Raw genomic sequence first — 12,018 nt, 5'->3', positions numbered from 1 at the left:
TTGCCATTTGATACACTTATGCATAATTGCATATGCAGTTATCCTGTTATAACGACTACAAATAACACATTTTTTGATATGCTTATGGTAAAATACCATATACTAACATTAGGTTGGAATAATATAATAAGAGATATTGCAGCATTCTTTTTTAGATTTAGAAGGGGAAATAATATGAACGAAATGCTTAAGAAAGAAGATAAAACTTTGGAACAAACATTGAAGAAATTCTTGGATAGAATTATTGATGAAATTGATTTCCAAAGAAAAAATCAAGAAGATATTGCTAAAATAGTTGGTATTTCTCCTGGAACTCTTTCTAAAAATTTAACTGGAAAAAACCAATTTGGATTTTGGAATTTAATCAAGTTACTTAATATATTATATCCGAGTGATTTTCATAAACAGAGAAAGATGTTACACACTTTCTGTTCTGTCACAACAAGTAAGAAAAACTTGAGGATTGCCATGGAATATGCGAATGCAAAAGGTGACTTATCACTTCTCAAGTTATTGGTAGATCGAGAGAGAAAATCTTCACTCGCAATGAATAGAGAGTGGGCTTATGTATATGAAATGGTATTACTTAGAAGTAACGGGACGATTAAAAAGCAGGAATTGTTATCCAGGCTTGAAGACCATAAGGGGAGTAAGATAATTAAGACAATCGAGATGAAGGTCTTATGTGGTATATTAACTTACTACACTATGTATGATTTAGAAAAATAGAATTCTCTGTTCGAGTATGCCGAGATGTTGCTTCCAGATATTAATGCAATTACCGATAGTTTTATTAAGTCATCTTATTTAGGTAGGATTAAAGAAGGATTAGCGTATGCCTATTTAGTACAAGATAACCTTGAAATGTCTAGGAAATTATGTAAGGAAATTTTAGCGATAGATGATCCTAAAAATTGTTTCCACCTTTTAAGAGCATCAGCACTTGCTTATATAGCAGAATCATATACCTTTGATTGTTATGATAGTGCATCTTGGTATATGAAGAAGGCACTAAAGCAGTTAGGACCATGTAATTTTGAAAGGGAAAAACAAAGAAAGCAATCAATTCTTAACACCTATGCTTTTATTAAGTTAGTGAATAAGCAAGAATTGGAGAATATTGATATATATCATTCTGCAGAAAAATCTTTTTTAGAAATTATTAGAGGGAATCACAAGAAAGCAGTTGAAATCCTGAGTGATTTAGAAAAGAAAAATGGTATGCTCACACCGATGCAATATTGCTATTTAGGGATAGCAAAGAATGATATTTCTTTAATTGAAAAGTCAATTATGCTACTAGAGTGCGCTGGGAATCGCTTCTATTGTAGATTCCCTAAAAAAATAGTGGTAGAATTTAATGGAAATGGTATAATGTACGAAGGTGGTGCTATATGAAGAAAATATTATTTATATTAACAAGTATCGTTTTAGCGGCAGGAATTGTTTACACCGCTGCTGGTAGTAAAGAGCAACCAAACAAATTAGTGAAAAAAGATTCAGAACAATTATTAGCTAGAATGGCTGATCCTGGAAGTGGAATGGGTTGAGCCTTAAATAATTCGAATGCGATTGTCTCAGTAGAGGCAATCGCATTTGTTGTTTTTAGGGATATTTCCTAAATATCGATTTTGAAATTCGTGAAATGTATGTGAAGAATTCACAAACTGAAAACGAGAACCGAATTGAATTGAAATTTTAACTCCTAAAATCGACACATCGAATCGAGAATCTTCCTATTATATATACTTACTAAAATAATGAATTTCCGATATCTATTGTGGCCAAGTTTTGACGTCTTGTACGTTCTCTTAAATAACGTTCCGTCGTCATAATAGACTCATGTCCTAAATAGTCCCTAATTTTTTTTAATTCAATACCCTTTTCCATTAAGTAATTAGCCATGAAGTGCCTACAAGTGTGAGGAGTAATTCTATCCTGTCGATAGCGCAGAAAAGTTAAATTTGTTTCTTCAATTTTTTTTGCCACAAGAGAAGATAGATAGTCTGCTCTATAATTTGATCCATCAGCTTTAGGGAGAAAAGCGGAGGTATTCGATGCATCTAGTTTTGTTGTTTGTTTACGTAAACTTCGAACATGGCATAAAGCATCCAATGTATCTTCAAAGATACGAACTTCCCTACTTTTATTCCCTTTACCAACTACACGAAGTAGATAGGCATTTAAAGATGAATGAAAGACCAAATTTGCCCATTTAGCAGTTGCGATTTCTTCGATTCGTAGTCCTGTTGTAGTTAACAGGAAAAATGCAGTGTAAACAAAATAGTTGGATTTTTTCAGTTCATCTAATATCTGGGTAACTTCTTCTGGATAAAGGTCACGATTGACTAGCTCTTCTTTTTTTACGGATACTTTTTTAAGGCGACTACTAAAGTTGTCTGAGAGTCCGTTATTATCATACACATATTTTAAAAACTGCTGAACTACTGTTTTCTTTTTACGTAATGTAGTGGCAGCATATTTCTTACTTAATTCATAGAAGTAGATTTCCATGTCATTATGGGATAACTCCTGGATGGTTCCGATTGCTTCTTTTATGTAGCGAAGAAAATGAGAAAGATCGTGCAGATACTGTTGTTTTGTTCGCTCACTTCTATTTTTCGTTAAAGAAGGCTCATCGTGTAAAAATAAATAAACTAATGATTCTTCACTTAATTGGGAGTAGTCAATATTACGGATACCCAAACCCATAATTTTTTCAAAATGACTGCTATCAAAAAAATCTGATTTTGATTTTACAATTTGGTTATTATGTTCGTAATTTATAATATTCAAATTTAAACACAACCTTTTATAGAATGAAATATTAAACAAATATTTTTATATAAAATTTTATAGTTCTAATTATACCACAATAAATGCATTATTTATTGTGGTATAAAATGAAATGTTTAAATAAATATTTTCGAATTAAAATTTAACGTTTCTGTCTAGGTAATGTATAATAGAAATGTTTAATTGATTTTTTTTGTACATTTCAATCCAAATGCGGTAGGAGGAGATTTTTTTTGACTAGTCTTCGTCTGAAAATTTTACAAGAAATCCATAATTTAGAAGATACCCATTGTTCAATTTGCCCTCTGAACAACCTATCAGTGAATTGTACAGATGAGCAAGAACAGGCAAAACAGAGAAACTACAAACATTGTAAAGGTTGTCCCATTTTCGATTCCATCCGAGAGAAAGGAGAGCAATTGAATTCTTTATCGAAAAAGAGTACATTTAATAAAGTACGAGAACGTTATATGGAGAATCCATTTAAGTATCTGCAGTATAAGGAGTACTCAATTACAGATGTAGTAAAAGAAACAGGTTTAACAAAGTATCAACTAAGAAAATTTAAACAACAGCTAGAATGAAAGTTTCGGACGAGGTGAGAAATGGACTATTTATCTTTAGAAGAGGTATGCGATAGGGTAGGTTTAACAAAAAATCAATTAGGCTATTTAATTAAATATAAACAGATCGAACCTATCAATCTGGCTACCTGGAAAGCAGATGGCGGATATCGCTTTGAGAAAAAAGATGTAAAAAAGTTAGAGGAATTATACAAAGACTCTTTAACATTAAAAGAAGCAGCTGAATTTCTAAATAAGTCTAAGACTTACGTTCATAATGCCGCTAAAGATGGGATATTGCCCTTTAAAGAGATTGCTAAAGGGAAATCTACTGAACGATTGTACTTAAAAAAGGATTTGGAAGTTTTCAAAGGAAAAATTGAAAACCGATCAAAAAAGGAATCGAAAGAAAAAAAGCAGCATTTAAGTCTCTATCTTGATGAAAAGGTAGTAGAAGCAATAAAGAAAAAGGCTGCGAAGAAAGGGTATAATGGCTACAAGAAGTTTGCTGAAGACATTTTATCTGCAGAAGTAAAAGAAGACATAGAAGAATAGAAATCCCAGAGAGAATAGATCCCTAAAAAACGAAAAAACGTTATAAGGGGTCTATTTTTGTTTCTAAGAAGTTTTTTATCTTTCAAGTGTAATTGCATTATCTGAAGTTTTAAAAATGATTACAGATGATTTTGAGAGGTCGTTTTTCGGGGACATCACTGAAAAAATCACTACAATTACAAAAAAAAGGGTTAATATATATAAATTAGAAAATAGAGGAAGAGACAATGAATAATTACAAGTGCGCTTTATTTAAAATGAGAAATGTGTGAAAAGAAAGATGTGAGATATAAGAGATAATGATACCAGGATTATAAATATAAAGATTTCATCTGAAACTTAGTAGGCAAATGAGTAAGTTAGAGGATTAGGCAGAGATACATTGCGGAACACATCAAAAAAATATACAACTTTTATTTGAAATTTATATTCTCAAAAAATAGCATATAAAACTAAGGACAATTATGAAAAATCAAAGAAATACAGTATACATATTTAAATTATAGTAAACTAATTTCTTGTAAAACTCATTAACTCAAAGATTATATACAGACTAAAATTGGACAGATTTTCTATTTTAGAGTGTTGAAGTATGGTAAAATAGAAGTATAACTGTATATCGTGTGAAGGTGGGCTTGTTATTATCCCTTCTTTCCATTTGGAAGGAAAGGGGGTGATATAACATGGAATTTTTGTTTGAACTTTTAAAAGAAATTGCAAGAGCAGTTGTGCGTGAAGTTTCAGCATACGCACTGAAAAAGCAATTCGAAAAAAAAGACAACAAAAAACCCGCGCTTCACCGACCAAAGTACAAGCGAGGGTCTAAAAGAAAAAGATAATGCATAATAACGGCCACCTTGACAGTAGCAGTTATGAGACGGGATGTTGACAGCATCTCGTCTTTTTTAGTTTATGCAATTCAGTTAAGTACTATACTTTATATATACTGAATATGCATTCAATATATAACTAATCTAAAGTAAACATACCATATTTTTATTTTTTGGTCAACGTTTGGAAATATGAGGGGCTAAATTTAGAGGTTTATACAGTGATTCCTAATGTAAATGATATAAAGAATAAAAGTAGTTTTATAGTGAAGGGTTTGCTTGTTTTCAAAACAAGCAAACCCTCTTGATAGATAGTCTTTTATATATTTTACAGCAAACAATTTATCGATATCTTTGTGCAAATTGCTCGCTATAGGAATCAACTAATTTAGTACGTCCAGAATCAGAATAAACCTTAATATTGTATTTAACATAAACATTGTATGCATCTTGATCCTGCCATTTTTGTACAGTCCACCAATAGTTTTTACCCTTAGGAAGAGAAAGACCGCCTACTACATACCCTGCTACACCAGAAGCAAAAGCATTGCCAATTTTCGCTATAACTCCAGCACCTAAACCTGCTATAGCTGCGTTAACCATAAAACGATATGAGGCATTATAAAATACATTGTTTCCATAAGTTGTCGTTACATATTTCCAGTTGAATGTACCAGCTGTTGGGTGAACATATTGAATTTGATCTGAATCTTTAGGTGTTATTGGATTCAATGGAGCTTGTCCATTTAGGAATAAAGAGTCTAAATCTTGTTGAGGTAATGAACTAATATCAATTGCTCTATTTTCTTTTGATACATCCTGGTTGTAAGAAACTGTAGGTGAATTTCCTTCCTTGTTCTCTGCTGCTTGCGTTGTTGAACTAAATGCAAACCCTGAGCTTAGTAATAAAACCAATGAACTTCCAGCCAATAATGTTTTTTTCATAATAATCCCCTTTCATTTGCATAAAAAATTTTATACAATATATTATACAGTCATTATCTGAAAAGTAATTATTTTCTAAAAATAGGAGGTAGGAGTCAATATGTTTAGTAAGATTACTTCAAAAAATGAACGTATTTATGTGATTTTTGTAGTTGCACTGTCTATAGGGTTGTTTAGCATATCTCGTACAGTTTGGTGGTTGTATGGAATGGTGTTTTTGTTATTTTTATCTGCTTTTATATTTAGAGACAGACCTACAAAAAAGGAAGTAATGATAAATCTTGTTGGCTTTGTAGCATTATGTTTCATTTTCTGGATAGGAGAATACATCATAAATTTGTAAAATACTAACAATGATTCTTGTTAAATACGATTATAACAAATTATTAGATAAATGGAATATTTTACTAACAATTTTAATATAGTGCTAGTTTAGAAAAATCGATTATTTTAGGGGTTTATGCCGTTTTTTTTATTTAGAAATTTTGAGATAACTAAGATTCTTTGACAGTAATGAAAGAAATAAGTCTAAACAAAATATAAAACAAAGCATATTTATAACAGAAACAGCCCAAATTTCTCATTAGGAATTAGGGTTGTTTTTATGATGGGATATCGTTTCACTTTTAGGAATGGATATTTTCAAATGATAACCATTAATGAAATAATGATATGGTATAATTTTCTTAATATATAAGAAAAGAAGGGATGGAATGAGCACGCAAATAAAGGTAACACCGGAACAATTAGAACAAGCTGCTAAAACAGTAAGAAATACGAGATCATCATTAGAATATATACATAAAGATTTATACTCTCAAACTGAATATATAGCTTCTCAGTGGAGCGGAGCAAGCAGTCAACGTTTTTATCAGATGTTTAATGAAGCAAAGCCAATGATGTTTAACATCTTGCAAGAATTAGATAAAATCGCAGTAGAATTAGAACGTGCAGCTGTTAAATTCCGAAAAGCGGATGAATTGTATGGAGGAAATTTAGTTGACTCTGATATTCAAGAAGGAGCCATGTGTGGAAAACTCCCTCCAAAATCAGAAGAGTCATTTTTCAATGAAAAAGATTTAAATGCTGCGTGGACTGGTATTTCTACTGGGTTTGTAGATGGTGCAGTGGATGCGTGGGAAGGACTGATATCCTTAGGTGATAAAGAAACCTGGTTGAATATGCGAGACGCAATTGTAAACTATAGGGAGACTATTCCTGCTGCATGGAACACTGTATCAGATACATTTATGAATAAATTTTGGAATGGGGATCTGGAAAGTAGAGAGCATTATCTGGCTTATGGTATAGCAACGTTAGGACTCGGGCTTCTGGGTGATAAAGGTCTTAGTAAAGCAGGACAAGTTGGGAAGGTAGCTGCTATTACAGGGCTGACTAAAGGGAAATCTCTTATAACTAATTCCCCGGCATACAGAAATGCATTACATATATTAAATAATTATGAATTTAAGGGTGGTAATCATCTCTCATATGCAGGTGTCGGTAGTACACAACAATATTTACAGAAAGCAGCTACGTATACTTATGAAGGCGCGAATGGTCCAAAAACAATTCGTTTGCGAAAAGGAGACTTAGCAGGAGACAAGCACCCAGTTACAGGAATTCCATACGATGCTGACGGATTTCCTATTTTTGAATCAAAAGGGGAGGTACTATTAAAAGAGGCAGATTTCAAAAAGTCTAGAACAACACAGTCTAGAAAGTGTAGTAAAGCATTATATGAACAAATAATGGAAAATCCTGAATTAGCCTTAAAATTCACAGAGGAAGAAATTCAATTATTTAAAATAGGGAAAACGCCAGAGCATTATACATGGCATCATCATCAAGATGCTGGGAGAATGCAACTTGTAGATTATCAGACTCATCATGATACCGGTCATACAGGTGGATATAAAATTTGGGGGAAAGATAGCGATAAATAGGGAGGTACTTAGTCATGAATCACATTACATGGATCAATACAAATGAGAACAAAATAACAAATGACCAAATTAAACAATTAGAACAATACTTTAATATTAAATTTCCTAATGATTTTATAGAGTGTGTACAAAAGTATGATGGTGGATATCCTACGCCAGATACCTTTAATATTCCAAATCAAGATGAAAATTCACTCAATAATCTTTTAACCCTAGATTCTAATAAAAAATACTCCATTCTAGAAACATATAATAATACGAAAGATAGATTACCTCATAAAATTTATCCTTTTGCTAGAGATCCATTCGGTAATCTTTTATGCTTCGATTACCGAAATACGAGTGATTCACCATCAATCGTATTCTGGGATCATGAGGAAGAAGACATAAAGGAAGCAATATATCCTATTTGCTCAACATTTACAGAATTACTTGCTAGTTTACGTGATTTTGAAGAAGAAGATTGAGGGAATAAAAAAACGGTCTAGAATTCTTATAGACCGTTTTTTTATGATTTACTAATTTTCCAACCATCATCCGTTTTCTCTAGTTCAATTACGATTACTTTTTTAGGATTATCTTTATATACAGCATCAACAGTTACTGTAGCAATTTCATTTTTCTCTTCAACTTTTCGGATTTTATAGCTTTTAAGATCCTTGCTAACTGATTTCATTAGGTCTGCATTTCCGCCCACAAAAGCAACGATTTTCTTCGCTTCAGGAGTGAATAACTCGCCAAAATCTTTGACATTTCCTTCTTTTGCATCTTCGAAATACGCTGTAGCAACTTCTTCAGGGTTACGATTATTTCCACATGCTGCAAGTGCTGAAATTGATACTATCATTACCAGCGTTAACATGATCATACGCACAAATTTGTTTTTCATTCAAACCACTCCTTATATATAACGTAATTTCAACTCTTATAAAGAGCTAAATCACTTGTATAAGTATATAATAATTAAAACCGTAAAACTATATATATTTAAATATAATTTTTATGATGTTACTATTATTATTAAAAAGATGAGCAGCAGGGGAATCTACCTATTACTATAATATTGATTTCCGTTATATACATTAGTATAATAATGAAGTCAGCGTTATAGGGGTATAACAGACGACATTCATTTTTAAAATCATAAAATCGGATTCACTTATATGAAAGATAAAAGCTCTCCCATTCACAGGAGGGCTTTTATCTTTTTTGAACTATACGCATATTCATAAAAATTAGAGTTAAGGCTTTCTTTATATAGATTACTTTTGTGAAAACTTACCAAAAAATTTACAGTAAATCCATACAAAACACATATATCGTATATATAATATATTTGTAGATACTAACATTAAGAAAAAACGTTAAATGTAATTTTAGCGTGTACTATTTATCCATTTACATTGTAGTAAAAATTAAATGACTTAAGTAGAAGAGAGGATGATTAACAATGGGACAAGTGTTTATTGATGAAAAAGGACCACAAGAAACAATCAGAATTCCAAATACATACCGTGACGATAGAAGAATAAATCTAGGTGATGATTTAATGCGTTCTTATGTAGCCGATGTACTTTATATTCCAGAAGATTCCCTAGAAAATGTTAACAAAAAATACCTGGAACTGGTTGAAAACTATAGAAGCGGACAAAAAAATAAAGTTGAGAAAGAGCTAAAAGGAATTGATATTCTAAAAGGCAATTTCAATTTCGGCGTTGCAAGTATGAAAGAAGTAAATAGTAGTTTTTATTTAAATTTATTTAACATGCTACTAGATGCAAATGTCTCTAACTTACTATTTTCAGTAAATAAAATGTCGATGGTTATTGATGCTAGACTTACACAGTGGATTCTCCAACTGGAAGCAAAAAGATTTATCGACTCTGCTATTTTGTTTAAATACAGTCTCACAAAATATTGTGAATTAGAAGCATCTGAAGAGGTTATTAGAAATCTTTTTGATCCAGAAAAAACAATCAATGAAATACTATACTCTATTCAAAAAGATTTGAAAGAATTTGTGGCAAAACATAAGAATATTGCTAGAATGAGGAACCAAATAGCATATTACAAAAAAATGATAAAGGACATTGGGAATGGGAAGAAATTAGCTAATGATGTGGTATTTGAAAAAGTATCATTTGACTGGGAAAAGGTAAGCTCTGATGTTGATTTATGGTTAAGTGAGAATAAGTTACACGGTATATGGGAACCTGAGCAATCTACACTAATTCTTGATCAGGGAATACCTTCTAAGCCATTTGAGAATATTGGGTTTGGCAATATAATGGAAGAGAAGGATTCTAAAGAATTTGTTGGATTACAATTAGCAGATATGCTAGTGGTGATAACAGGAAGCTACATTTCTAAACTTGCATCTGCAGTTCGTTATGATAAATCAGAACCAGAAAAAACTAAGCACCTTGGTGCAGAATGGTTTGTACTAAAGGAGCATCAATTTGACCTAATATCGAAAATGACAGAGTTCCTTTTTGGAAATGATCATGTTTACAGTGTCATAGGAGATACTTATTTTGATGAAACTCACTTGTTTGAGATGTATTGTAGGTATATAAGTTCCTTTAGTAATTATGACAATTATGATAAAAAGAAGACTGAATTACATGTTAAAGATATGTTTATTTATCTTGCAGCTGCTACAAACGAAAAATGGGAATTAGGAGTACAAAACGAGCTTTTCGCAAGGAATATGTATGGAGATTATATGACTGGAATTAATGAGGGAGTAATACGGAAATTGTAAACTCTCGTAAAATGGATAATAAACCTGCCAGTAACTTAATGTTTCAATAGCAAAAAAGAACTTATAACCTTTATGTATTATGGTTTCTAAGTTCTTTTTTTGTTCTAAGGTAATTAAAATTCATTAGTATCCATTCTTATATAAAAGGTTCTTAATAGAATCTCAATACAAAAAAAGCTAGAATATAACAACCAGTCACACATGATTGACTAAAGACTTTTGTTTTACATAATAACCAATCTTTTTTTATGGCCATATAACGTCTAATTACCAATGCAAGCTGAAAAATAGAAGCAAGGCAACACATAAATAACAAAAACTCGATTAAAACTCTCATCATTGCACTCCTCCTTAGTAACTAAAAAAAGCAGGGTAGCTATGATTCCTGCAATATAAATAATAACACATATCCTTAAACTTTTTAATATATAAACATTAAAATAGTTAAATATAGATTCGGAAATTTATAATATCTACGTAATTCTAAAATTAGTAATAAACGGAAAACAACATAAAGTTTGCAATAAGCAAAGGAGCTTGGCAACTTAATTAGTTATGGTTTATGTAAAGTATTAATTCAAGTCTAATCTAATCTTACCTGTATACTTAATGACTTAAATATTATTACCTAATAATACTTTATTATTTTGTCCCGTCTAATAAATAGGCTACATTCAGACCATTACAAATTAAAACTTCATACAAACCACACATTAACTACACTACTAACACAAATTGATATTGTATAATTTAGTTATTATAATTCACAAAGAACATTCAAATATAATGATATTAGGTATTACAGAAGTTATATGACATTAGAAGAGAAGAGAACAAATAAGGGGAGAAGATACTATGACAAGTTTTGCGAATCAACACGTAGAAAATACGATTTTAGAAGAGGATGTAGAGCTTTTAAAGGTTATGGCACACCCAATGCGCTTAAAACTGATCAGTGAGCTTTCTAAACATAAAACACTAAATGTAACCCAAATGACCGAAATTTTAAACATTCCACAATCAACAGTTTCCCAACATTTATCTAAAATGAAAGGGAAGGTTATAAGAGGTAATCGTCAAGGATTAGAAATTTACTATAGCATTGAAAACCAAAAAGCCAAAGAAATTATGGGGTTATTAGGACCGTTACAATAAAATATTAGGACTACAATTTAAAAGTAAATTATTTAGAAAGCAAAACCCTCCTGATAATGGAGGGTTTTTATTTGTTAATTCATTAAAAAATAATCTCTTTATTCTAATGATATCAATAACTAAAATATGTCATAATGAACCTGTAAAAGAAAATGCCCCATCAACACTAATACGCCGCTGGAAGGGATATAGATGATAAAAAAAGTTATGATGATACAGCAAATAAAGTATACACATTGGGCTTATTTAAAAGAGGCACTAACGAATTTTTGGAATTACCGTTAATATACAAAAATGAAGAAAATTACAAATCGTTTCACTTACCATTAGCAGATCTGAATAAGATTTTATACAAAAAACTTTGTGAGTTCCTGGAAATTGATTATAATAAAAACGGTCCTTTTAAACCACTATATTTTTTCAAGGCTCTACATAACGCTATTCCAACAAAAGCTAATATTCTG

General features: G+C 31.2%; 12 protein-coding genes and 2 pseudogenes. 11 read left to right on the top strand and 3 right to left on the bottom strand.

Going from position 1 to position 12,018, the window contains the following annotated elements:
- The first annotated feature begins 174 nt into the window (after nt 1-174).
- Nucleotides 175-1,398: pseudogene (locus J0835_RS27090) on the top strand (AimR family lysis-lysogeny pheromone receptor).
- Entirely contained in the window at nt 1,395-1,550 is a 156-nt protein-coding gene (locus tag J0835_RS27085) for a hypothetical protein (RefSeq protein WP_000721800.1), read from the top strand. Before J0835_RS27090 ends, J0835_RS27085 begins: the two are co-directional and overlap by 4 nt.
- Before the next feature lie 202 nt (nt 1,551-1,752).
- On the opposite strand, the gene J0835_RS27080 is transcribed toward J0835_RS27085, so the two are convergent.
- Nucleotides 1,753-2,796 carry a tyrosine-type recombinase/integrase gene (locus tag J0835_RS27080; RefSeq protein WP_001021536.1) on the bottom strand — a complete coding sequence of 348 codons (1,044 nt, stop codon included), beginning with the start codon at nt 2,794-2,796 and terminating at the stop codon, nt 1,753-1,755.
- A gap of 233 nt (nt 2,797-3,029) precedes the next feature.
- Here J0835_RS27080 and J0835_RS27075 point away from each other — a divergent pair, with 233 nt between their 5' ends.
- The 3 genes from J0835_RS27075 to J0835_RS27065 all read left to right on the top strand — a co-directional run bounded on the left by J0835_RS27075 (nt 3,030) and on the right by J0835_RS27065 (nt 4,753).
- The gene (locus J0835_RS27075; protein ID WP_000202840.1) at nt 3,030-3,380 is read left to right on the top strand and encodes a zinc-finger domain-containing protein; all 351 of its coding nucleotides are present in this window, start codon (nt 3,030-3,032) and stop codon (nt 3,378-3,380) included.
- A gap of 21 nt (nt 3,381-3,401) precedes the next feature.
- Entirely contained in the window at nt 3,402-3,914 is a 513-nt protein-coding gene (locus tag J0835_RS27070) for a helix-turn-helix domain-containing protein (protein ID WP_000386112.1), read from the top strand.
- A 683-nt stretch (nt 3,915-4,597) separates the two neighbouring features.
- The gene (locus tag J0835_RS27065) at nt 4,598-4,753 is read left to right on the top strand and encodes a hypothetical protein (RefSeq protein WP_000394773.1); all 156 of its coding nucleotides are present in this window, start codon (nt 4,598-4,600) and stop codon (nt 4,751-4,753) included.
- A 333-nt stretch (nt 4,754-5,086) separates the two neighbouring features.
- Here the strand turns inward: J0835_RS27065 and J0835_RS27060 are convergent, their stop codons facing one another.
- Complete coding sequence (locus J0835_RS27060) at nt 5,087-5,689, bottom strand: hypothetical protein (RefSeq protein ID WP_000751950.1); 603 nt, start codon at nt 5,687-5,689, stop codon at nt 5,087-5,089.
- 100 nt (nt 5,690-5,789) lie between these two features.
- Between J0835_RS27060 and J0835_RS27055 the strand changes: the two genes are divergently transcribed.
- From J0835_RS27055 to J0835_RS27045, 3 genes are all read left to right on the top strand, one after another.
- Entirely contained in the window at nt 5,790-6,032 is a 243-nt protein-coding gene (locus J0835_RS27055) for a hypothetical protein (RefSeq protein WP_000491739.1), read from the top strand.
- Between the two features lie 370 nt (nt 6,033-6,402).
- Entirely contained in the window at nt 6,403-7,635 is a 1,233-nt protein-coding gene (locus J0835_RS27050) for a WXG100 family type VII secretion target (RefSeq protein WP_000107160.1), read from the top strand.
- A 14-nt stretch (nt 7,636-7,649) separates the two neighbouring features.
- Nucleotides 7,650-8,102, top strand: coding sequence for an SMI1/KNR4 family protein (locus J0835_RS27045; RefSeq protein ID WP_001015690.1), 453 nt, complete (start codon nt 7,650-7,652; stop codon nt 8,100-8,102).
- A gap of 41 nt (nt 8,103-8,143) precedes the next feature.
- On the opposite strand, the gene J0835_RS27040 is transcribed toward J0835_RS27045, so the two are convergent.
- Nucleotides 8,144-8,524: a DUF4878 domain-containing protein gene (locus tag J0835_RS27040; protein WP_000790845.1), complete on the bottom strand. Its 381-nt coding sequence runs from the start codon at nt 8,522-8,524 to the stop codon at nt 8,144-8,146.
- A 561-nt stretch (nt 8,525-9,085) separates the two neighbouring features.
- On the opposite strand from J0835_RS27040, the gene J0835_RS27035 reads away from it, so the two are divergent.
- The 3 genes and pseudogenes from J0835_RS27035 to J0835_RS27025 form a co-directional block, all read left to right on the top strand.
- Nucleotides 9,086-10,399: a hypothetical protein gene (locus tag J0835_RS27035; RefSeq protein ID WP_000531859.1), complete on the top strand. Its 1,314-nt coding sequence runs from the start codon at nt 9,086-9,088 to the stop codon at nt 10,397-10,399.
- Nucleotides 10,400-11,254: 855 nt separating this feature from the next.
- The gene (locus tag J0835_RS27030; RefSeq protein ID WP_000200275.1) at nt 11,255-11,554 is read left to right on the top strand and encodes an ArsR/SmtB family transcription factor; all 300 of its coding nucleotides are present in this window, start codon (nt 11,255-11,257) and stop codon (nt 11,552-11,554) included.
- A gap of 182 nt (nt 11,555-11,736) precedes the next feature.
- A pseudogene (locus J0835_RS27025) lies at nt 11,737-12,018 on the top strand (DUF6037 family protein); the annotation flags it as partial.

Origin of the sequence: Bacillus cereus group sp. Sample62 (assembly GCF_036851315.1) — a bacterium.
In the GTDB taxonomy this organism is placed as follows: domain Bacteria; phylum Bacillota; class Bacilli; order Bacillales; family Bacillaceae_G; genus Bacillus_A; species Bacillus_A wiedmannii.
Note: the sequence above shows the minus strand (reverse complement) of the source record. Positions and strands in the feature narration are given on the sequence as shown.